This window comes from Fontisphaera persica (assembly GCF_024832785.1).
Lineage (GTDB): Bacteria > Verrucomicrobiota > Verrucomicrobiia > Limisphaerales > Fontisphaeraceae > Fontisphaera > Fontisphaera persica.
In genome coordinates this window covers 3,275,800-3,296,935 of record NZ_CP116615.1, presented here as the reverse complement: position 1 = coordinate 3,296,935, position 21,136 = coordinate 3,275,800, and the positions used below count along the sequence as shown (strand labels likewise).

The 21,136-nt window shown below is 62.6% G+C and carries 18 protein-coding genes; 9 read left to right on the top strand and 9 right to left on the bottom strand.

All coding sequences use genetic code 11. The features are described 5' to 3' along the window. Nucleotides 1-55: 55 nt before the first annotated feature. Nucleotides 56-1,264, bottom strand: a complete 1,209-nt coding sequence (locus tag NXS98_RS12315) for an adenylate/guanylate cyclase domain-containing protein (RefSeq protein ID WP_283845300.1) — start codon at nucleotides 1,262-1,264, stop codon at nucleotides 56-58. Beyond that, nucleotides 1,261-3,513 (bottom strand): glycoside hydrolase family 2 protein, encoded by a 2,253-nt coding sequence (locus NXS98_RS12310; protein WP_283845298.1) that lies wholly within the window; start codon nucleotides 3,511-3,513, stop codon nucleotides 1,261-1,263. Before NXS98_RS12310 ends, NXS98_RS12315 begins: the two co-directional genes overlap by 4 nt. Before the next feature lie 122 nt (nucleotides 3,514-3,635). On the opposite strand from NXS98_RS12310, the gene NXS98_RS12305 reads away from it, so the two are divergent. Next, on the top strand, nucleotides 3,636-4,349 hold the full coding sequence (locus NXS98_RS12305; protein WP_283848170.1) for a superoxide dismutase: 714 nt from the start codon (nucleotides 3,636-3,638) through the stop codon (nucleotides 4,347-4,349). A gap of 12 nt (nucleotides 4,350-4,361) precedes the next feature. Here NXS98_RS12305 and NXS98_RS12300 read toward each other — a convergent pair whose 3' ends face one another. After that, the gene (locus NXS98_RS12300) at nucleotides 4,362-6,692 is read right to left on the bottom strand and encodes a glycoside hydrolase (RefSeq protein WP_283845296.1); all 2,331 of its coding nucleotides are present in this window, start codon (nucleotides 6,690-6,692) and stop codon (nucleotides 4,362-4,364) included. A 144-nt stretch (nucleotides 6,693-6,836) separates the two neighbouring features. On the opposite strand from NXS98_RS12300, the gene NXS98_RS12295 reads away from it, so the two are divergent. The 6 genes from NXS98_RS12295 (at nucleotide 6,837) to NXS98_RS12270 (ending at nucleotide 12,764) form a co-directional block, all read left to right on the top strand. After that, a complete protein-coding gene (locus NXS98_RS12295) occupies nucleotides 6,837-7,721 on the top strand; it encodes a prephenate dehydrogenase (protein WP_283848169.1) in 885 nt (294 codons plus the stop codon). 17 nt (nucleotides 7,722-7,738) lie between these two features. Further along, nucleotides 7,739-9,019 carry a 3-phosphoshikimate 1-carboxyvinyltransferase gene (locus tag NXS98_RS12290; RefSeq protein WP_283845295.1) on the top strand — a complete coding sequence of 427 codons (1,281 nt, stop codon included), beginning with the start codon at nucleotides 7,739-7,741 and terminating at the stop codon, nucleotides 9,017-9,019. A 45-nt stretch (nucleotides 9,020-9,064) separates the two neighbouring features. Next, nucleotides 9,065-9,727: a (d)CMP kinase gene (cmk, locus tag NXS98_RS12285; protein ID WP_283845294.1), complete on the top strand. Its 663-nt coding sequence runs from the start codon at nucleotides 9,065-9,067 to the stop codon at nucleotides 9,725-9,727. A gap of 5 nt (nucleotides 9,728-9,732) precedes the next feature. Further along, the gene (locus NXS98_RS12280) at nucleotides 9,733-10,395 is read left to right on the top strand and encodes a lysophospholipid acyltransferase family protein (RefSeq protein WP_283845292.1); all 663 of its coding nucleotides are present in this window, start codon (nucleotides 9,733-9,735) and stop codon (nucleotides 10,393-10,395) included. A 135-nt stretch (nucleotides 10,396-10,530) separates the two neighbouring features. Further along, nucleotides 10,531-11,730 carry an RNA/DNA-binding domain-containing protein gene (locus NXS98_RS12275; protein WP_283845290.1) on the top strand — a complete coding sequence of 400 codons (1,200 nt, stop codon included), beginning with the start codon at nucleotides 10,531-10,533 and terminating at the stop codon, nucleotides 11,728-11,730. Further along, the gene (locus tag NXS98_RS12270) at nucleotides 11,727-12,764 is read left to right on the top strand and encodes a ParA family protein (protein WP_283845289.1); all 1,038 of its coding nucleotides are present in this window, start codon (nucleotides 11,727-11,729) and stop codon (nucleotides 12,762-12,764) included. The genes NXS98_RS12275 and NXS98_RS12270 overlap by 4 nt, the downstream gene beginning before the upstream one ends. Nucleotides 12,765-12,775: 11 nt before the next feature. Here the strand turns inward: NXS98_RS12270 and NXS98_RS12265 are convergent, their stop codons facing one another. From NXS98_RS12265 to thiD, 5 genes are all read right to left on the bottom strand, one after another. Next, complete coding sequence (locus tag NXS98_RS12265) at nucleotides 12,776-14,533, bottom strand: glycoside hydrolase family 20 protein (protein ID WP_283845288.1); 1,758 nt, start codon at nucleotides 14,531-14,533, stop codon at nucleotides 12,776-12,778. A gap of 113 nt (nucleotides 14,534-14,646) precedes the next feature. Next, entirely contained in the window at nucleotides 14,647-14,919 is a 273-nt protein-coding gene (locus NXS98_RS12260; protein WP_283845287.1) for a DUF1016 N-terminal domain-containing protein, read from the bottom strand. Nucleotides 14,920-15,195: 276 nt separating this feature from the next. Beyond that, on the bottom strand, nucleotides 15,196-15,873 hold the full coding sequence (locus tag NXS98_RS12255) for a DUF6901 family protein (RefSeq protein WP_283845286.1): 678 nt from the start codon (nucleotides 15,871-15,873) through the stop codon (nucleotides 15,196-15,198). After that, entirely contained in the window at nucleotides 15,870-16,562 is a 693-nt protein-coding gene (locus NXS98_RS12250; RefSeq protein ID WP_283845285.1) for a DUF6901 family protein, read from the bottom strand. Before NXS98_RS12250 ends, NXS98_RS12255 begins: the two co-directional genes overlap by 4 nt. A 9-nt stretch (nucleotides 16,563-16,571) precedes the next feature. Then, nucleotides 16,572-17,450 carry a bifunctional hydroxymethylpyrimidine kinase/phosphomethylpyrimidine kinase gene (gene thiD, locus NXS98_RS12245; protein ID WP_283845284.1) on the bottom strand — a complete coding sequence of 293 codons (879 nt, stop codon included), beginning with the start codon at nucleotides 17,448-17,450 and terminating at the stop codon, nucleotides 16,572-16,574. A gap of 131 nt (nucleotides 17,451-17,581) precedes the next feature. On the opposite strand from thiD, the gene pelA reads away from it, so the two are divergent. Continuing rightward, a complete protein-coding gene (pelA, locus tag NXS98_RS12240) occupies nucleotides 17,582-18,598 on the top strand; it encodes a pectate lyase (RefSeq protein WP_283845283.1) in 1,017 nt (338 codons plus the stop codon). An 83-nt stretch (nucleotides 18,599-18,681) separates the two neighbouring features. Further along, on the top strand, nucleotides 18,682-20,115 hold the full coding sequence (locus NXS98_RS12235) for a hypothetical protein (protein WP_283845281.1): 1,434 nt from the start codon (nucleotides 18,682-18,684) through the stop codon (nucleotides 20,113-20,115). Nucleotides 20,116-20,149: 34 nt separating this feature from the next. Here the strand turns inward: NXS98_RS12235 and NXS98_RS12230 are convergent, their stop codons facing one another. Continuing rightward, nucleotides 20,150-21,097, bottom strand: coding sequence for an SEL1-like repeat protein (locus tag NXS98_RS12230; protein WP_283845279.1), 948 nt, complete (start codon nucleotides 21,095-21,097; stop codon nucleotides 20,150-20,152). Between the last annotated feature and the right edge of the window lie 39 nt (nucleotides 21,098-21,136).

Sequence of the window (21,136 nt, the reverse complement as noted above, 5' to 3'; positions counted from 1 at the left end):
ACAGGGGGGACGCCTGCGCTACAAGGAGTGCAACGCCTGCGCTACAGAGTTTAAGTTACTCAATCACCACCCACCATTCGTTTTCCAGGTATTGCCAGTGGATGGGTTGTTGGGGGTTCCAGGCGTTGCCGACCCGCATTTCAGGGACAATTACCGCCCGCTGGCGGTCCTCCCGCAAGATGAGGTCACGGAGCCGGAAATCGCCCGGCTTGATTTTCAGGACGTCCGCAAAGACTCCCAGCAGCGCCATGCGCCCGGCAATGTTTTTCATGCCCAGCCGCATTTTGCTTTCCGGCGAGGCGAACTGGGCGGCGGCATCCCAGTTTTTTTGGTGGAAGGTGGCCACCAGAGCCTCGAAGCGGCGGCGCAGGTGTTGTTTCAACTCCTCGTCCCGGATTTCCTGGAGCATTTGCGCCAGTTTGCCGCGGCCCGGGGTGTGCGGCCCCAGCCCGCGCAAGGTGTTTTCCAGCAGGCGGCGGGCGCGCTCGGTTTCTCCCTGGTTTAACAGTTGGCGCGCTTCTTTTTCGGCGCGTTGGGCGCGCTGGGACTGAACCTGCTGAAGGAGGGCGGCCACCAGCGCCAGCAGGAGCAGCAACCCGAAGAGGGCCGCCACCACCCAGGGCCATTTGCGGCGTCTGGCCGCCACAGGCTCCCCTGGCTCGACGGATGGCGGAACCGGCGGGTTGTCCGGCTGGGATTCCTCTGCGGACACGGTTGCCGCGCTCTGGCACTCGGCAGCGGCCACAAGGACGCGATAAATCTCGATTTGGCGCTGGATGTTTTTCAGTTGCTGGGGGCCGAGGGATACGGCCTGGATTTCCATCTTGTTGTGCACCTGGTGATAGACATCCTGGCTGATGCAAATGCCGCCCGGCTCGGCCAGCGGCTCGATGCGGGAGGCCACGTTGACGCCGTCGCCCAGGATGTCGCCGCCGGACACCAGCACATCGCCCAGATGCACGCCGATGCGCACCTGGAATTGGTCTTCCGGCGGCGCCTGGGCGTTGTGTTCGGCCAGGGCGCGCTGCACGCTCAGGGCGCATTGGACGGCCGCCACGGCGCTGTAAAACTCGGCCAGGATACCGTCGCCCAGGCGCTTGATGAGCCGTCCCTCGTGTTGCTGCAACTGGCGCGTAAATACATCGTCAAAGCACGCCAGGATGCGCATGGCGCGCTGCTCGTTTTCGCCCATGATGCGGGAGTAACCGCAAACATCGGCAAACATGATGGCGGCCAGCCGGCGTTGGGGAGTGGATGGGTTCATGGTTTGGCAGGGGCGGCACCGCCTGGTTTCACCTCGACCCAGCGGCGGCTGAGGGTGGGCCGTGCGCGCCGGTCTCCGTCTTCGCGCGCAGCGGCTTTCAAGGTATGCGGGCCCAGGACTGGGGGTATGACCAGGGGCACGAGGTAAATGCCGCGGCCCAACGCCTCCAGCGCGAAGGGTTGCTCGGCGGCGGCCATTTCTTTGCCCTGCCGGGTCTCCAGCGAAAGGTGCAGGGTGCCTTTCACGGGCCGGTGTTCGTCATTGATGAGGTAGAGGGTGAACTCCCGCCGCTCTCCTGCGGTTAATTCGGGTTGAAAGAAATTGAGATACACCCCCAGGGGCTTGAAGGCCTCGCCCACGTAATCGGCAAAGGCCGGGTCCAGTTTCAAGCGGCGCACATCGGCGAAATGGTCGGAGGTGTACACGCCGGGGTAGCTGCAGGTGAGGTACACAAAATGAATGATGCCGGCGTAATGGCGGTGAGCGCGCCAGTATTCGGTCTTGCCGGCGAGCAGGTAGGCCCATAAATCCAGCCGCTGCCGGCCGGTGACGTTGGTGCCCAACAATTGGGCGTACACATTTTCGGTGAGCAGGGTAGGGGTGCCGTCGCGATTCAACCAGAGCCAGCCATACTCGTTGATAAGCGGGGGGTTGGTGTCGGAGGGGAGAGCGCCTTTGCGCGGCGTGCCGTCGCGTGTTTCCAAATCGCTCATTTTGAAAGTAAGCTTCCCGCGGAAGCCGCTGAACATCAAATACGGATGGTCTTCCACCGGGTCATTGGGGTCCACCGGCGGGTTGTAACTGTTTTCCCAGGGGCGGTGGGACAAATCGAGCGGGCGCACCGCCGGAATCACCCGTGTGTGGAAGAGGTCATCCTTGGTTTCGTTGTTGGCGTCCCACACCACCACACTGGGATGATTCCAGTGGTCGCGCATCCAGTCGCGATACTGGCGGATCATTTCCTCGGGATCGTGTTTTCGCGAATAGCCTTGGTACCACCCGGGGCCGCCGGTCCACACAAAAAATTCGTTTTGAATAAGCAGGCCCTCTTCATCGCAGATGTCAAACCAGCGCTCCGGCACGGGGCCGATGCAAAACCGGAAATAATTCCAGTGCATCTGCTTGGGTAATTCACTCAGCAGGCGGCGCACCCAGGTTTCGCGCCAGGGCAAATCGCCGCACAGGGGGTCTTCAAAGAAGCGGTGCAGCGTGATGTTGGAGCCGCGGAGGAAATAAACTTTGCCGTTCAACCAGGCCCGGCGTGTGGCGGCGTCAAAGCGAAACTCGCGCATGCCAAAGCGGGTGCGCACATGGTCGCCGCCGGTGCGCGTTTCCAGCACGTACAAGAAGGGGTCTTCCGGCGACCAGAGCCGGGCGTTGGGCAGGGGAATGGTTTGGAGAAACTCGCGCGTTTCACCGCCCAGCAACGTCACGGTCATGGCCGGCGCGGTGGTGACGGGGCGGTTGCCCTTCCAGGTGGTCACCGTGTGCTGCAGTGGAGAAGTCACCGGCGTGCGGGTGGGGTTGCGCAGGCGGGTCTGTACCACCACCGCCTGCTCCGCCAGCCGCGGCGCCACCTGTACATGCTCAATGGCCGGCAAGTCGGAGAAAATCAGCGAAACCTCATCATAAATGCCGGGCGTCCATTTCTTTTTCTCGAAGTCCGAGCCGGTGGGATAGGTGTCCGGCAGCACGGCGGGATGCGCGCCGATGCGGATGATGAGTGTGTTTTCCGCGCCCCAGCGGATGGCCGGCAACAGGTCATGGTAACTGGCGGTGAAACAGCCGGGGTATTCGCCGACTTTCTGCCCGTTCAACCAAACGGCCGTTCCAAATTGGGCCTTGTTGATTTTCAACTGGGCCACGGTGCGCGGCGTGGACGGCGCGCGAAACGTGCGCCGGTACCAGAAGTAGTTGCGGTCCTGCTCCACCTTGCCCGCCCAATAATTGGTGAGCCAGTCAGCGGGCGCCGTGCCGGCCCGGATGCGGTTGGCCAGATTCTCGCGGCTGATGAACTGGTCCACCTGCGGAAAGGGCGGCCGCGCCAGATTCACCAGGCCGGGAACGGGCACGCGGTGCGGGAAGAGGGCGGGCATTTCATCGGCGCCGCGGCTTTCGGCGATTTGCCAGAGACCATGCAGCGAGATGATTTGGCGCTCGGCCGCCTGCCCTTGCAGGCTGAACGCCAGCCAAGCGATGGCCAGGCAAGCGAAACCACGCCAGGTTTGAGCGGTGGACCGGTGAGTCATAAATGAACCATTGGGTGTCATGGGTTGTGTGCAGCGGACAGCACCATACCCTCATCCGCCCCCGGGAGCAAGCCGCTTGCGCTTGGAGCTTTCGGGGCTAACTTTCGGTCAAGATGAAAACCATGTTGACACGTCGCGAAGCCCTGCAACGCACCTTGCAAGTCAGTGTCCTGGCGGCTGCCGCCACCCAGGCTCCGTCTTTGTGGGCGCAAGCCGCGCCCGCCGGCCCTTACACGCTGCCGCCGCTGCCGTATCCGGCGGATGCCCTGGAGCCGCATATTGATGCGCAAACCATGCAGATTCATCACGGGCGGCATCATCAGGCCTATGTCAACAACGCCAACAAGGCGCTGGCAGATTACCCGCAACTTGCCGCCAAGCCGGTGGACGAGTTGATTCGTGATTTGAACGCCGTGCCGGAGGCCATTCGCCGCACCATCCAAAACAACGCCGGCGGCCACAGCAATCACAGCCTTTTCTGGTTGTCGCTGAAGAAAGACGGCGGCCTGCCCAAGGGCGAGCTGGCCCGGGCCTTGGACGCCCGGTTTGGCAGTTACGACAAGTTCAAGGAAGCCCTGGCCACGGCGGCCACCACCCTGTTTGGCAGCGGCTGGGCCTGGCTTTCGCTGGACGGCAAGGAGCTGCGAATTGAACAGACCCCCAATCAGGACAGCCCGCTCATGCAGGGCCGTATCCCGCTCCTGGGCATTGATGTGTGGGAGCACGCCTATTACTTGAAATACCAGAATCGGCGCGCCGACTACGTCAACGCCTTTTTCAACATCATCAACTGGGACTTTGTAACGGAGCGTTACCTCAAGGCCCTGCGCGGATAAGAGGCGGCCGCGTTACCTCCCCACGACATAGCCCATCGCGCCAACCATGCGGCCATTGGGCAGGCGATAGGGAGTTTCGCCGAAATTGACCGTCACCGTGGTGCCGTCGGCAAACCGTGTTTGTTGCACGGCGCGGTCTGAGGTAAGGAAACGGTGGTCCACCATTTCCAGGTAACCGACTTTGCGCACGGTGGGGCAAATCGTCCGGTAGCTTTGCACGAAGCGGGCCTTGTGGTCCTCCCACAATTTCCGATTGAACATGAACATCGGGGGTGTGCCGTAAAGCAGGTTGAACAAATCCCGCTTGTCCCACAGGGCCGGCAATTTGTTGTTGTAGTCGCCCCAGTACCACTGCGCCACCACGCAGTCATGATAGACCAGCTCCCAGAGCGGGAGCCGGTACTGATGACCCACTTGAAACTTGGCAACGCGCTCCGGCACGTTGGTCCAAATCTGGCTCATGCGGCGGCCGGCATCCGGCACGCGATATGGCCCCAGGCTGAGCATCCCCTCGAAATAATGGAGGAAGGGGACGGAGGCGTCGTGCCCGGTTTCGCAGCCCGTGACCAATTTGCACTCCTGGGAGACGTAGCGGAGCAGCTCCATTTTGAACTGGCGGCTTTCGGTGCGGGTCATGGGATGGGCCGGGCTGTAACACTCATGCCACGGCGCGGCGGTGGTGGTGTCAATAAAGCGGCAGCGATAGGGATGGGTGGTCAGCTCCGCGGGAATCCGCTCGCGGGCATAGGCCAGCGCCTGGCGGTCGCAAATCACCCCGCAATGAATCATGGAGCCGTCCTTCGCCTCCACGCCCCAGCCGCGGATGAACTCGCCGTTGGCGCCCACGATGATGTCCTTCGGCCACGCCGCGGTGACCCAGTCCGAATGCACGCCGCGCAGGCGGGGAAAGTGCTCGGGATTCATCACGTCCTGGTAAATGTCGTAGCGGCTGGTCAGCACGCCGGGCAGCGCGTTGAGCGCGCGCAGATTTTCGGGCGTCTGGCGGTTGCTCCACAGAATGCGCTCGATGCCCGCCGCCTGCATTTCCTTGACGAGGGCCACCGCGTCCCGCTCCCAGCACCACACATTGACCGCGCCAATCAACAAGTCCACATGGGGATTTTCCCGCCGTTTTTCCGCCAGGGTTTTGAACCGGCCGATTTTCTGCGCATAAGCGAGGTAGCGTTTGGCGATGGCCACATGGCCGCCCGCATCAAAAAACACATACCGCAATTTGCGCGTGTAGCCGAACTGGCGTTTCTGTGGGTCCCATTCAGGCGCGATGAGGAGCTTTTGTTGCACGCGGTGAAGTTTGATGGCGGCATCATCCGGCGTTTCAATGATGGCCATGTGGCCGCGCGCGCCATCGGTGACCCCCCAGAACGCCATGCAAATGCCGTGCCCGCCATAGGCAATCAGCCGGAACAGCTCGATGGACGCATCCTCCACCGGGTAGGAAATGCCTTCGTTCATGGGCACCACCAGGTATTGGCCGGCCTCGGAAGTGAAGGGATGGGGATACCGCAAGGCCTGCGGCAACGAGCCGGTGGCGGCCAATTCAACGCTCAGCTCGGGCAAATCCCCCTCCAGCCGCAGCGTGGCCGTGAGGTCCAGCCCCAGGGCGGCGTGCAGCAGGGCAACCTCGAGAACCTGGCCGCGGCGCACGGCGTTTTTCACCAGGAGCCCTGGCGCGAGCGGCGTTTGCTGCCAGGTCTGTCCCGTGCGCCGGTCTTGCACGTGAAACGTGGCGTCGGCTGTGTGGAATTGCACGGTCAGCCGCCGATTTTGGATTTGCAGGCTGGCTGGCAAATCTGGCGGCCGCAGCGCCATGAGATTGGTGCGATACTCGATGGCCACATCATCCACCCAGAGCTGGGCGGGGCCATGTCCAATGAGCCGCGGTTGAATCTGGGTGACCCCCGCCGGCACGACGATGCGCGCGCGGATTTCTTTCCATGCAGCCCCATGTGGGACGGAGGTCTCGGCAAAGGACCAGTCCACCACGCGGCCCTCGGCGTCCCAGGTGGAAAGACACAGGACGGCGTTACCGTCCTCCGGCAGCTTGAGCCAGGCGGTGTACTCGTATAAATCACCGGCCTGAACCTTCAGGCGCACCAGCGGCTCCAGACACCAATCCTGTTGGCCGGTGTGTTGCAGGCGCAGGGCGGCCTTGCCGGAATGCGGGGCAGCGGTGTCCGGACTGGCCTGGAGCGCACCGGTTTCCCGGCTCCAGGTGCGCCAGCCGCCGAGGCCTGCTTCAAAACCGCCATTGGTGATGATAATGGCGCCGTGCGCGTTTAACAGCAAACCGCCCAGAGCGGCGATGACCCAGAAGGTTTTCATAAGCTTTACGGGGGGAATAAATCACAAAGGGGGAGCCGGAGGCAAAGCAATTGCAGGGAGACGCGGTCCATCTCCCCCGGGTCATTTTTGCTCCTGCTTTCTCGCTGGCCAGTTTTGCGGGGGATGCGCTAGGTTGAGGGGGTGATGTGGAAACAAATCACGTTGGTGGGCGTGGGCTTGTTGAATGGCTCGATTGGTCTGGCGGCGCGCCGTCACGGCCTGGCCGGCCGCATTATGGGATTGGTGCGCCGTGAGGCCAGCGTGGCCGAATGCCGCCGCCTGGGCGTGGTGGACGAGGCGACGCTGGACGACGCCACGGCCCTCCGCGGGGCGGATTTCATCATTCTGGGCACGCCTGTGCGCCAGATGCGGGAGCTGGCCCACCGCCTGGCGCCGCATGTGCGACGCGGGGCCGTCATCACAGACGTGGGCAGTGTGAAAGGCCGGCTGGTGAGCGATTTGGAGGAGGTCTTTCGCGCCCGCCGCGCCCATTTTATTGGCAGTCACCCCATGGCCGGGGGCGAGCAAATGGGGCCGGCCGCGGCGCGGGCCGATTTATTTCAGTCGGCCAAATGCGTCTTGACCCCCACGGCGCGCTCCTCGCGGACGGCGCTGGGGCGGGTGCGCCAGTTTTGGGAGGCGCTGGGGTGCCAGGTGCTGCTGCTGCCGCCCGACACGCATGACCAACTGGTATCCCGCGCCAGCCATCTGCCGCACGTTACCGCAGCGGCGCTGGCCCGGCTGGTATTGGCGCCCGGCGCGCCGGCGCAACAGGCCGCCCTGTGCGCCACAGGCTTTCGCGATACCACCCGCGTGGCCAGCGGCTCCCCGGAAATGTGGCGCGATATTGCCCTGGAAAATCACGCAGCTCTGGGGGCCGCCCTGGAGGAGTTCATGCGCGAGTTGCGTATTTTCCAGCGATTGCTGCGCCGGCAGGATGCCGAGGGTTTGCAGGAGTATTTTGCGGAAGCCAAACGGCGGCGCGACCAATGGCTGGCAGCCGTGCCGGTCTCGCCTTCGCCGGAGTAACAGGAGGTGGCCTCACCATGTCATTGCCCGACCTGCTGGAAATCACCCCGTTGCGCGCCCTGCCGCGCGCGGAAATCACAGTGCCCGGCTCCAAAAGCCTGACCAACCGCGCGCTGGTGCTCGCCGCGCTGGGCGTCGGCCAGACCACCCTGCAGGGCGCCTTATGGAGCGAGGATACCCAAGTGATGGTGGAGGCGTTGCGGCGGCTGGGCTGGACGGTGAATGTAGAGGCCGATGCCAGCGAGCCGGCCAATCGCCGCATCCACGTGCAGGGCCTGGGCGGACAAGTGCCGCCGGGAGGCTCGCATCAACACCCTCTCGAATTATTCACGGGCAATGCCGGCACGGCGGCGCGGTTTTTGACCGCGCTGGTGTGCCTGGGCAGCGGGTGGTACCGCCTGCACGGCGTGCCACGCATGCATGAGCGTCCCCAGGCCGAATTATTTACCGCCCTGCGCAGTTTGGGCTACCGCCTCGAGTCCCCCAATGACCGCCTGCCGGTCTTGATTCAAGGGGGCGGGCCGCGGCCCGGCCAGTGCCGGGTCAGCATCCAGGAAAGCTCCCAATTTGCCTCGGCCCTGTTGTTGTGCGCCAGCGCGGGCGGCTGGCAGGTGAGCGTGGAAGGCGCCAATGCCGATGAAGCGCCCTACGTGGAAATGACCCGCGCTTTGTGCGGGATATTTCCCCGCGCGGGCGGCAACTTTGTCATTGAACCGGATGCTTCCAGCGGCAGTTATTTCTATGCGGTCAACGCGCTCTGGGAGGCGCACGGGCCGGACTGGCCAGTGCGGGTGCGGCATTGGCCCGCCTCCGGCTGGCAGGTGGATGCCCGCTTTCCCGAGTTGCTGCCGTTGCGCCGGCCGCTTTCGCGGGCCACGGACCTGGGGGACAGCATCATGACGGCCATCGTGCTGGCGCCCTTTGCCCGGCATCCGCTGGCCTTCGTGGACCTCGGCCGCCTGCGGGTGCAGGAATGCGAGCGCGTGCAGGCCCTGCGCACCGAATTAACCAAGTGCGGCGCCGTGGTGCGGGAGAAAGGAGATTCGCTGGAGTTCGTGCCCGGGCCTTTGCATGGCGCGGAAATTGAAACGTATCAGGACCACCGCATGGCCATGTGCTTCGCCGTGCTGGGATTGAAAGTCCCGGGCATCCGCCTGCGCCAGCCGGCCTGCGTGAAAAAATCCTTTCCCAACTTTTTTCAAAAGCTGGCCCTGCCGCCGCCGGCGGGATTGGGCGCAGTGCTGCGGGATGCCCGGAGCGGGCGGGTCTTGCCACCGGAAGAATTGACGGCAGAATAGCCCGGCGCAACGGCCGCAACGAAAGCGGCCAAGGAACAAGCAACTTTGAAAACACCGATTGTCATTGCCATTGACGGCACCAGCGCCAGCGGCAAGAGCACTAATGCCCGCCTGGTGGCGCGGAAACTGGGCTTTGTTTATGTGGACACCGGGGCCATGTATCGCACACTGGCCTGGTATTGTTTGCAGCACGGCGTGGATGTGCAGGACCCCAAGGCCGTGGCCGAGGCCTGCCGCCGCTGGAAAACCACCCTCGAATGCGTGGAGCAGGACGGCTTGCGCGCCGTGCGCCTGCTGGTCAACGGGTATTACCCCGAGCGGGAAATCCGCACTGCCGAAACCAGCGCCGCCGTGCCCCATGTGGCTGCCGTGCCCAAAGTGCGGGAATGGATGAAAAAAACGCAGCGGTCATGCGCCCGTTTCGGGCCATTGGTCATGGAAGGGCGGGATATTGGCTCCAACGTTTTTCCGGACACCGACTACAAATTCTACCTCGACGCCTCGCTGGCCGAGCGCACCCGCCGCCGCAACGCCGACGGCGTGCAGGAAAATCTGGCCGCCCGCGACCAGCGGGACAGCCAGCGGTCCGCGGCCCCTTTGATGGTGCCGCTGGGCGCGGTGGTGATTGACAACTCCGGCGAAACTCCGGAGCAAACCTCCGCCCGCATCATCGCCGAATTCGAGCGCCGCCGCGGCGCCAGGGAGTAAGCGCCATGCCGGAGCCGCCTGCCCCCATGAAGCCGTGGTACTGGCTGGGCTGGAGCCTGACCCGCCTGGTCAGCCACGGTTATTTTGGCCTGACCGCCTATCACCCGGAGCGTGTGCCCGCCCGCGGACCATGCATTGTGGCGGCCAATCATGCCAGTTACTTTGACCCGTTTTGCCTCGGCGCCGAGGTGCGCCGCGAATTGTATTTTCTGGCGCGCTCGTCCGCCTTCCGCTTTCCGCTCTCCTTCCTTTTGCCTCGCGTCAATGCCGTGCCGGTGGACCGCGACGGCGGCGGCATGAAAGGATTGCTCCAAATCATGGACATTCTCGCCCAGGGCCATGCCATCACCCTCTTTCCCGAAGGCACGCGCAGCCCGGATGGGCAGTTACAGCGCGCCCGGCCCGGCATTGGCTTGATTGTCATCAAGTCTGGCGCGCCGGTGGTGCCGGTGCGCATCTTTGGCTCCTACGAGGCATGGAATCGGCACATGAAACTGCCCCGCCCGCGGCGGTTGCAAGTCAAGTATGGCCAGCCCTTGAATTTTGAAGCCTTGCGGGCCGAAGCGCCGACAGCCTCGAAAGACCGCCTGAAGGCAATCTACCAGGAAGTGGCCGATCAAATTATGGCCGCCATCGCCGCCCTCCAACCGCAGCGCGACGAGCCATGAGCTAGGCGAATTTATCCCCCGGCAAAGCTTGTATCTTCACGAGGGGGTAAGATAGATTGAATGCGCTCAAGCACACTGACGGGCGGATGCGCCAAGGGGCCCACCGCCCGCGAGCTGGGTTGAGGCGTTGAGGGTATGAACTGGACGGATGCAGAACTGGAAGCACTGCTCCGGGACTTGGAATCTCAGCGGGTGGAGCGCAAGGCGTCCTTGTCGGATGGGGACAAGGTGCGCGAGGCCATTTGTGCGTTCGCCAATGATCTGGAGGATACCAGGCAGCCGGGGGTTTTATTCATTGGGGCCAGGGACGATGGCTCACCCGCAGGCCTGCCCATCACGGATGAATTACTGCGCACCCTGGCAGACATGAAAACCGATGGCAACCTCCTGCCTCCTCCCAGCCTGAGCGTGGAAAAACGGGTGCTGCGGGGCGCAGAGATGGCTGTAGTCAGCGTGCTGCCGTCAGACTCGCCGCCCGTCCGTTTCAAGGGACGCATCTGGGTGCGTACCGGGCCGCGGCGCGCCATTGCCACCGCGCAAGATGAACGCATTCTGAACGAAAAACGCCGTTATCGGGATTTGCCCTTTGACCTGCATCCCCTGCGGCAGGCGGCGTTGGAGGACTTGGACAGCAGCTTTTTTTTGCGGGATTATTTGCCCCGCGCTTTTGCCCCCGATGTGCTCGAAACCAACGAGCGCTCGCTGGTGGAACGGCTGGCGGCCTGCCGGATGATTTTCACCCCCTCCGAGCCGTATCCCACCGTGAATGGCATGTTGACGCTGGGCAAGCGAGCGCGTGATTATCTGCCCTGTGCTTATGTGCAATTCCTGCGGATTGACGGGGTAACCTTGTCCGAGCCCATCAAAGACGCCGAAACCATAGACGGCCCCCTGCATCAGATGTTGGACCGGCTGGATGAAAAGATGAAGGCCAACATCCAGACGCAGATTGACATCCAATCCGGCTCGGTGGAAAGACGCAAACCTGATTATCCGCTGGCGGCGCTGCAACAATTGACCCGCAATGCCATCATGCATCGCAGTTACGAAGCCACCCATGCGCCGGTGCGGGTGACCTGGTTCAACGACCGCATTGAAATCCAAAATCCGGGCGGGCCTTATGGCCAGGTTACCTGCCAGAATTTTGGCCAGCCGGGCATCACCGATTACCGGAATCCGCATCTGGCCGAGTCCTTGAAGGTCCTGGGTTACGTGCAGCGTTTTGGAGTGGGCATTGCGCTCGCGCAGGACAGCTTGAGAAAAAATGGCAATCCTCCGGCCCGCTTTACTCCCACGCCAGCGCACGTGCATGTCGAAATAAGAAAAAGTGCATGAAGGCGCCGGTATTAACCTTTTTTAACAACAAGGGGGGAGTGGGCAAAACCTCCCTGGCCTACCACCTTTCCTGGATGTTCGCCGAATTGGGGCTGCGGGTGCTGGCGGTGGATTTGGATCCCCAAGCCAATCTGACGGCGGCTTTCCTCCCTGACGAAGAGGTGGAACAGCTTTGGGACGGACCGGTTTCCACCCCTGCCACCATCTTTGGCTGTGTGCAGCCTTTAACCGAAGTGGGCGACCTCCGTTCCCCCGCCCTGCAGCATATTGCCCCCAAGCTGGCGCTGCTGCCGGGCGATTTGAATCTATCCGGCTTTGAGGAAAACCTCTCGGCCGAATGGCCCCATGCTTTGGGCAGTCAGAATTTTTATCGTCCGTTTCGAGTGCTGAGCGCCTTCTGGCAGGTCATGCAACTGGGGGTGTCACAGATGAAAGCCGATTTGGTGGTGGTGGATATCGGCCCCAACCTTGGCGCGATTAATCGCTCAGCTTTGATTGCCACGGATTATGTGGTCATCCCGCTGGCGCCGGATTTGTACTCACTCCAGGGACTGCGCAACCTTGGTCCCACCTTGCGGCGCTGGCGCAAGGAATGGCAGGACCGCCTGGAAAGATGGAAGGCGCCGCAGTTTGAATTGCCGCATGGTCGGATGCAACCTGCGGGTTATGTCGCCCAACAACAAAGTGTCAGGTTGGACCGTCCGGTGCGCGCCTATGAGCGCTGGCTGGAACGCATGCCGGGAGAATATCGCCAAAGTGTGCTGGCCGAGGCCTCCGCTGCCGCCCCCCCGCTGCGGGATGATGTTTATTGCCTTGCCACCTTGAAGCATTTTCACAGCCTTATGCCCATGGCCCATGAGGCCCGCAAGCCTATCTTCCACTTAACAGTTGCTGATGGTGCCATTGGCGCCCATGCCTTGGCAGTGCAGGAGGCGCGCCGCGATTATGAGACTCTGGCGCGCCGAATTCTGGACACGGTGGGCGTCTCCCCCGCTCCCCCCGCGGAGCCGGGGCAGCCCCCGTCCGGCGGCTGATTTTCCTTGGCTCATGGCGGCGGGTCCTGGGCGAAGCGTTCGAGGAATTTTTGCGGGGTCAGGCCGCTTTCGTTCAGCAAGCGCACCTGCGTCCACGGCGCGGCGGGGTCGCCTTTGGCTTTTTCCACCCACTGCTCGGCATACGCCTTGCGCGAGGCCGGCAGCGGCCAGTCGGCGCCCATGTCGGCGCATTCTTTGCGCAGTTTCTCCCAGCGGCTCAGCCAGACATAGCCCAGCGGCAGCCGCCCCACTTCCACGCGCCGCTCCAGCTCGCGGTTGCCGCGCACGCGCACCAGGGCTTCGTCCCATAACTTCTGCGCCTGCGATAAATAGCGGAAATGGTGGAAGGGAGTGTCGGTGCGCGAGAAGCAGGTGAGGTTGTACCCCTGCGAAGCCTGGTGCATCAGGTTGAGATACATCTCAATGGGAATGGCGGCGTCCCCGTAATACCCATGCAGAAATTCGCGGATGAGCGCCCGGTCATCCTGAAACGGATTCCACAGCAACTGCGCCAGCACCCAGGCGCGCAACTCGGCCATTTCGGAGCCGTGGCTTTGGTAGGCCCCCTGCTCAAACAGGCCCTTGACGTTGTGCCGCGCAAAGAACCGCACGTTGGGACCCAGCACAAACCAGTTGGGATGCGGCTGCACATAATGCGCAAAATCCGTGGTATAATCCCAAATGTAAAGCCGGTTGCAGATTTTGGCCCAGCCCTGGATGTCCGCCGCAAAGGAGGCGTTGGAGGGATGGTCCAGCGGCTCGCGGAAATTGCATTCGATGGAGCACAGCCGGATGATCACATTGGGGCGCGGTTTCAACGTGCGCGGCGGTTTGCGGGTGTATTGATAGGCCAGCGTGTCGAAAGCCACCTGCGGAAATTCCGGCTCCAGCTTTTCAGCGATGTAGTTGATAAACGCCAGCAGCGTGCCGGCGGGGCTGCCTTCGGCTTCGTCCAGCGCCTTGCACTCCGGGCATTCACAGTAGCCGTACCAGTCATTTTGCGAGATGGACACAATGCGGGCCTGGGGCGATTCTTTGAGCCACTGACGCACGCGGGCCACCACCTCCTCGCGCAACTGGGGGTTGGTGAGGCATAACTGGCCATGCACATTGGTGCGCTGGCCTTTGACCATGCTGAACCACTCCGGATGCTGCGCAAAATACTTTTCGGGCGGGATGAGCGGATAGAACGTGTGCACAAAACCCTTGTACCGAATGCTGCCGCCCAGTTCGTCAGGAATCCCCGCGCTCTGGCTGTTGGAGAAATTGCGCACCGCCCATTCCTTGTTGAAAGCCACGTACCAGTACGGGTCGCGCGACTCAAACACCGGCGCATAACGCTGATTCAGCGCCCCCAGCTTCAGCTCCTTGCGCGGCGGATAATCCGCGGCCCAGGGCGTCCACCAGCGCACGCCGCAATGCTGTTGCAAAAACTGGCTCACCGCGTACAACGTCCCGCGCGGACGCCCGCCCGCCAGCAGCAGCCGCCCGCCTTTGGTTTTGATGACCATCTCTTCCGCGCCAAAAGATTCGAGCGGCACTTCCGGGAAATACCTGCGCGCCAACGGCCCCGCTCCAATGATGATGGCGTTGGCGGGCGCCGTGTTGGAGGCTTCAACGAGCGAGAAAGCGGCGCCGGTGATGCGCTGCAAGGCGTCTTGCAATTCGCGCGCCGCGTGGCGCTCCGGCGCCGTGGCGCCGGCTTGCTGAATAATTGGGACGTGGGCCTTGCCGCGAGAAGCAAGAGTCAGCGCGGCGGAGGCCGGCATGGCGGAAAGACACGCCAAGATGCCGCAACATAGCGGGAGGATTTTCATGGGGTTATTGGAGCATAACGGTGAGGGAGGAGCAAGAGGGGGGAGAGGGAGCTTGCCACCACCGTTCAAAAATCCGGTGCGCCCTTTAAGCTGATGCTCTTCCTGTGAATGGCCGTTTCCAGGTCCTTCTCCGAATAAGCGCCCCTCCGCCCGAGGAAATCGAGAAAGCAAGGGTCGCGGAAAACCAGGTCGGGCGTCAGCTTTTCTTCGGCCCGCTTCTCTTTCAAGATTTCCCTTCGGATTCGGTCGCCAACTTTCCAATAAAGGAGCACCAGCGCGGCGTTCACCCCCCGAGCCACGGTCTGGCGCGCCGCTAAAATCAAATCCCGCACTTCCACGAAAACCCGTGATTCGGCACCCCCGCTGGCAAGAGAGGTTGTCATCTCATGCCTAGCTGTCCACTTGCCGCATTACGCTTTCCCACCCTTCAGCCCGCCCGGTTTGTCGGCCGCAACTGCGGCGCGTTTTTTTCCTTTTCTTTGCTTCACCCAGCCTGGTTAGAAGACAATATGACGAAAAGCCGGAATAAGCAGCCGTTCAGGGAAAACCATGGGCCTACGCTGCTGTTTCCCAAGGTGCGCTTCCCCAGCACCGTTAGGGGGAAAGATGAATAGTCAACCGCCCCCAAAAAAGCGCGGTTGGAGGCGGTCGAGCTGGTCTTCCACGCCGCTGGCCACGGCGATGGACAGGAAATTCAGCGAACAAATCGCGTTGAGGTTGGCATCTTTATCGCTGGCGGCATCCAGACGGCCTTTGAAGCAGGTGTTGAGTTCCTGCAGGTCGCGGTAATAACGGTCCAGGCTGGCCAGCGTCCAATCCGGCTGGCCGCCGGCCTGCTGGACGAAATACTGTTTGATGAGATAAGCGCCGACGACGCGAAAGAGCGTTTCCTCAATGCTCGCAAACGGCAGGTGGTAATGGGCCAGGCCCTTGAGCTGGGAGGAGATGGGGCAGGCGCTGGTGGCCATAATCAGGCCCAACAGGGCGCGCAGGCCGGTTTGCACATCGCAATGCTTGGTGTAGGTGCGGTCGGGTGTGCGCACTTCCACCCGCGCTTTTTCAAAGGACTTGATGCTGCTGAAACGGTGGGCGATTTGCTCCAAATCCACCGCGGTGGGACAGTAGGGAAAACGGTCGCTTTTGAGCGGGCAGTTGGTGCATTGCTGGAACTCCAGGCGCGTCCACGGGGCATAAGCGCGGTTCGGATGGGCCGGTGGCATGCCGCGCTCGAGGTGCACGTCAAATTGATGCACTTCGCCGCTCTGCAGGGTGAAGGTGTAGGTGATGGTCATGGCTTCGCCGGCTCGAACACCCCCGCAAAACGGGGCTTGAGCCGGGCCAGCGCCTCATCCAGCGAGCAGGTGACTGCGGCGCTGAGGAAGTTGAGCGCAATGATGGCGGCCAGGTTCGAGTCCTGATGATTGGCGGCGCGCAGGCGCGCCTCGAAATCGGTGTTGACCAGCCGGAGGTCCTCGTAGAGCTGGCGGAGGGACTTCAGTTCGAGGTCCGGTTTCCCGCCGGCTTTTTGGACGAAATACTGCTGCAACAAGTGGGCGGCCACGGCGCGAAAGAGCGTTTCCTCGGCGTTGGCAAAAGGCAGGTGATAATAGCTGAGCGCTTTGAGCCGGCTGGTGATGGGGCAGCCGCTGGAGGCCATGACCAGCCCCAGCAGCGCCCGCAGTCCCGTCTGAACGTCACAGTACTTGATGTAAGTGCGTTCCGGCGTGCGCACCTCCACGGTCACAGAGTCCAGCGCATGCACGGCCTGGAAACGCTCGGTGATTTCCTGCAAATCCAGCGCCACCGGACAATGCGGATGGGTTTCGCGGCGCAACGGGCAGTTGCGGCATTGGTGATATTCCAGCGCCGTCCATGCCGGGGGCGGCTTGGCGGGGTCGGCCTGGGCGCAGGGACGGTCCACGTTCACCGTGAAGCGATGGGTCGCGCCATCGCTCATGGTGAATGTGTATTCGACGTTCATTTGACCCTCCTAATAAACCCCACCTTGGCCGCAATGACAAGCCGGGTGTGCGCATCCGCAGCGCGCGGCCCGCGGGCGAAGCCCGCCACGCGCCGCCCCCCACGCCAGCGCCTGATGCCGCCCAATGCGCCGGCTGTGCGCGATGGCCTGCGAAATGAATTGCTTGGCCTGCCCCACCGCTTCCAGCAACGGCAAACCCCGCGCCAACCCCGCCGTGATGGCAGCGGAATACGTGCAGCCGGTGCCGTGGGTGGACACGCCGGGCACACGGGGCGCCTCCAGCAACCACTCCTCCCGCCCGTCAAACAACACGTCCACCGCCACTTTCAATCCGCGCAGGTGGCCGCCTTTGACCAGCACCGCGCAGCCGTGGCGCTCCTGCAACCGGCGCGCCACTGCCCGGAGGTCCTCCACCGATTCCACCGGCACGCCCGCCAGCGCCGCCGCCTCCGGGGCGTTGGGGGTGATGACCTGCGCCAGCGGCAACAAATGCTCCTGCAAGGCGCGGACCGCCTCCGGCCGCAGCAGCGCCGCGCCGGAAGTGGCAATCATGACCGGGTCCACCACCAGCGGCGGGCGATTTTTTTGCGCCGCCAGAAACTCCACCGCCGCTTCGATTAACGGGCGGGAATAAAGCATGCCGGTTTTGATGGCGGCCGGCCGCAGCTCCGCAAACACCGCGGCGAGCTGTTGCTGCAAAAAGGCGGCAGGCACGGGATGCACGCCTTTGACTTCCCGCGGATTTTGAGCCGTCAAGCAGGTGATGGCCGTGGTGCCATGCACCCCCAGGGCGGCAAAAGTGTGCAAATCCGCCTGAATGCCCGCCCCACCCCCGCTGTCCGAGCCGGCAATGGTCAGCGCCACCGGCACACGTTGTCGTGCAGTCATGCGCGCAAGATAAGCGGCCCCTGCCCGCCCGGCAAGCACGGGCGAGGAAAGGGCATGGATTTATTGCCCAGTTTGTTTTATCTTCCTGCGTAATGACACCAACGTTTGCAACGGGCCTTTGGCTGTCGGCGATGTTGTGGCTGTTTTGGGCCTTCCCTTCGCCGGCCCAGCGTGCCGCGAATTTTCTCCAACGCCCTCCCGAGTGGTGGAAAAGTGAAGAGGCCGACCGGGTGACCGCGAACATCCTTTCGTATCAATCCCCGCTGGGGGGCTGGCCCAAAAACACCGCCACGGCTGCCAAGAAATACACCGGCAAGCCGGAAAGCCTGAAGCCCACCTTCGACAACGGCGCCACCACGGATGAACTGCGCTTTCTGGCGCGGAGGGTGGCCGCCACCGGCGAGCCTGCCTGCCGCCAGGCCTTCGAGCGCGGACTGGATTACCTCCTCAAGGCCCAATACCCGAACGGCGGATGGCCGCAGTTTTATCCGCCCGGTCCGCAATACCACCGGCACATTACCTTCAATGACCATGCCATGGTGCGGCTCATGGAATTTCTGCGCGAAACCTGGACGGCGCCGCAGTATGGCTTTCTCGATGAATCACGCCGCCAGGCCGCCCGCGCTGCGTTTGACCGCGGCATCCAGTGCATCCTCCAATGCCAGGTACGGGTGAACGGTGAGTTGACGGCCTGGTGCGCCCAGCATGACGAGGTGGATTTTCAGCCGCGCCCGGCGCGCAGCTTTGAGCCGGTTTCGCTCAGCGGCTGCGAATCGGTGGGTTTGGTGCGGCTGCTGATGAGTTTGGAGAAACCGCCGCCGGAGGTGATTCGCGCCGTGGATGCCGCGGTGGCGTGGCTGGAGAAGGTGCAAATCCGCGGCCTCAAGGTGGTGGAAATCAAAGACCCCTCCCAGCCCGGCGGAAAAGACCGTGTGGTGCAGACGGACCCGTCAGCGCCGCCCTTGTGGGCGCGGTTTTACGAGCTGGGCACCGACCGCCCCATTTTCTGCGATCGCGATGGCGTGGTGAAATACACGCTGGCGGAAATTGGCCACGAGCGGCGCAATGGCTACGCCTGGTACGGCACCTGGCCGCAAAAACTCCTCAAAGACGAATACCCGGCCTGGAAAAAACGGTTGGGAAGGTAACCCTCCGCCCCATCGGGCCGGGTGGGTCTGGCTGTTTTTACTCGACTGCAGGCGCCGCTAGCAGTAGGTTTATTTATGAGGGCATGAAAGTACGACTTACTCGCTGGAGTTTGGCCTCCCTCGTTTTGGTGCTGGTCTTCCTCGGGGTACCGGTCGGGATTCATTTCCATTTGAAACATAAAGTGGCCGCTTATTATGCCCTGCTCCGTGAGAAAGGCGAACGACTGGACTTTTGGCGGGACCATGCCTCGCCCCCGTCTGGAACCTCCAATGCTGCTTCCGCTTTCCTGAATTTGGCATGGAGATTCGACCCCCCTGTGTTCTATTGGGTGCCTCGCGGTGACTTGAGCAACGGCCGGGCCGTGCCGGTGTGGCGATACGCGGAATGGATTGGGCAACGCACCGAGAGCGACTGGGAGGCCGCGTGCAGCGAGCTGGCCAGCAACGAAGTCACCCTTGCCCAATTGCGACAAATCCTGCTCTCGAGCGAGCTGAACTTTCCGCTGCGCACCAATACTTATCTCGTGGAATTGACTCATTTGTCGCGCGTAAAAAGAGTGTTTGAAGGTTTTTGTTTGGATACCGAGCGCGCCTGGTGCAGGCAACAGATGCATCTGGCCCACACCAACCTCCTGGCGTTGTGGCAACTGGTTGAATCCTTGCGCGAAGAACGCCTGATAGTCTCCCAACAGGTTCGCCTGAACCTCCTGGCCCTTTTGCAAGGGCTGACCTGGGATGGCATTCAACACCCCGAAACCACCTACGACGAGTTATCCGCCTGGCAGGCGCAATGGGAAAAAGTGGAAGTCCTGCGTCCGGCGCTTCAGGCTTTCTCAGCCGGAATGGCTTTTAATCCCTTGCTATACGCCCAGCTTCGCGAGCGACGCCAAGGATTTATTTGTTGCGATTTTAGTGAGTATCTCCACTTTAGCAGGCCAGTCATCGCGTTGGACACAGGTATTTATTGGCCGCTGTTCTCCTCTTATACCATGGAACTGGCGGAATTGAAACTGGCGGAGGGCGCTCGGGATGCCCTCCAGAAAATGCAGAACGGGCAGTCCTGGCAGGAGGCCAGCCCGCCCTGGCTGGCCTTGGGCGAAAAGCAGGCCGGCGCCAAACAGCGTTGCATTTTACCTTCCCATCAATATGGCCTCTTTTTGCACAAAGCCTATCAGAAAATTTTAACCACCGTGGTGCAGGTGGAGGCGCAACGGCGGCTGACGGTAGCCGCCCTGGCGCTGGCACGTTACCAGCGCAAATACGGCGCCTATCCTCGCTCGCTGGCCGAGTTGACCCCGGCATTTTTGCCAGCCGTGCCGCTGGACCCGGTGGATAGACAACCGCTCCGCTACCGTCTGGAGGCCGACGGCCGATTCACGCTTTACTCGATTGGCGCAGATGGCAGGGATGACGGGGGACGCTCCGGCGAGCGCTCGCTTGAACATGCCCCGGATTGGGTCTGGCCCCAACCGGCTACGGAGAAGGAGTTTCACGAAGCCGAGCTGGTGGTAAAATAAAGGATGTTGATTTGAGCCAGGCCTTCGTGGTGACTTAAGGAGAGGCCGGCCCGGCCACTGTTTGTTGCCAGACGGTCTTCCGGCGGAGGGCTTCTTCCTTTTGCTCGGCGGTAAGCTGGGATTTCAACGCTTCCCAATCCGCCACGGCGGCGGGGTCGCCATGCTCAGCGGCCACCATGAGCCAGCGGGCGGCCTCGACAAGGTCCTGCGGCACGCCCCAGCCCTCCCAGTACCAGAGGCCGATTTGATGCTGGGCCTGCCCCAACCCTTGCAGGGCCGCTTTGAGACACCATTGCGCGGCCTGAGCAGGGTCTTTGCGCGTGCCGCTGCCGGTTTCCCAACAGCGGCTCACTTCATACTGCGCCACCGCCTGACCGGTTTCAGCCGCCTGTAAAAACAATTCAAAAGCGCGCGTTTCATTCACCGGCACGCCGCGGCCGGCCTGGTAACACGCCGCCAGGCTGACCAGGCCGGGGGGATAATTCCTGGCGGCCGCCGCCTGAAACCATTGGACGGCCTCGGTTTCATTCCGCAATACACCCTGGCCATTCTGGTAACATACCCCCAGGCTGACCATGGCCCGGGTATCACCCTGCACCGCGGCCCGGCGGAACCAGGCGACGGCCTCGGCGTAATCCTGGCGCACCCCCTGGCCGTTGGCGTAGCAAATGCCCAGGTTAACCTCGCCCACCGGATGCCCCTGCTCGGCGGCGCGGCGAAACCATTGGGCGGCCTCGCGGTAATTCACGGGGACTCCGTCACCGTTGAAGTAGCAAATACCCAAATCCACTTGGGCCTGGGCATCGCCGCGCTCGGCGGCCGCCTTGAGTTTGAGCACCACGACATCCTTGATTTCCGCATCGGAAGTGCCTGAATCAGGCGCCGGACGCGGGGCGGCTTCGCGCGCGGAGCGGCGCCCCTTCCGACGCAGGGCTTCCCACGCCTGCCAGAAGCCCAGCCAGAACCATCGCATCAAGCCCATGCGCAATCCATTGACTGTTGGCCGCGGTGGGGCGGCGGG

Coding starts and splice junctions, on each gene's coding strand:
- NXS98_RS12255 (WP_283845286.1), bottom strand. CDS start 15,873: ATGACCATCACCTACACCTTCACCCTGCAGAGCGGCGAAGTGCATCAA.
- NXS98_RS12275 (WP_283845290.1), top strand. CDS start 10,531: ATGAACTGGACGGATGCAGAACTGGAAGCACTGCTCCGGGACTTGGAA.
- NXS98_RS12270 (WP_283845289.1), top strand. CDS start 11,727: ATGAAGGCGCCGGTATTAACCTTTTTTAACAACAAGGGGGGAGTGGGC.
- NXS98_RS12265 (WP_283845288.1), bottom strand. CDS start 14,533: ATGCCGGCCTCCGCCGCGCTGACTCTTGCTTCTCGCGGCAAGGCCCAC.
- NXS98_RS12230 (WP_283845279.1), bottom strand. CDS start 21,097: ATGGGCTTGATGCGATGGTTCTGGCTGGGCTTCTGGCAGGCGTGGGAA.
- NXS98_RS12280 (WP_283845292.1), top strand. CDS start 9,733: ATGCCGGAGCCGCCTGCCCCCATGAAGCCGTGGTACTGGCTGGGCTGG.
- NXS98_RS12295 (WP_283848169.1), top strand. CDS start 6,837: ATGTGGAAACAAATCACGTTGGTGGGCGTGGGCTTGTTGAATGGCTCG.
- NXS98_RS12235 (WP_283845281.1), top strand. CDS start 18,682: ATGAAAGTACGACTTACTCGCTGGAGTTTGGCCTCCCTCGTTTTGGTG.
- NXS98_RS12310 (WP_283845298.1), bottom strand. CDS start 3,513: ATGACTCACCGGTCCACCGCTCAAACCTGGCGTGGTTTCGCTTGCCTG.
- NXS98_RS12315 (WP_283845300.1), bottom strand. CDS start 1,264: ATGAACCCATCCACTCCCCAACGCCGGCTGGCCGCCATCATGTTTGCC.
- thiD (WP_283845284.1), bottom strand. CDS start 17,450: ATGACTGCACGACAACGTGTGCCGGTGGCGCTGACCATTGCCGGCTCG.
- NXS98_RS12290 (WP_283845295.1), top strand. CDS start 7,739: ATGTCATTGCCCGACCTGCTGGAAATCACCCCGTTGCGCGCCCTGCCG.
- NXS98_RS12305 (WP_283848170.1), top strand. CDS start 3,636: ATGTTGACACGTCGCGAAGCCCTGCAACGCACCTTGCAAGTCAGTGTC.
- NXS98_RS12300 (WP_283845296.1), bottom strand. CDS start 6,692: ATGAAAACCTTCTGGGTCATCGCCGCTCTGGGCGGTTTGCTGTTAAAC.
- NXS98_RS12250 (WP_283845285.1), bottom strand. CDS start 16,562: ATGAACGTCGAATACACATTCACCATGAGCGATGGCGCGACCCATCGC.
- pelA (WP_283845283.1), top strand. CDS start 17,582: ATGTTGTGGCTGTTTTGGGCCTTCCCTTCGCCGGCCCAGCGTGCCGCG.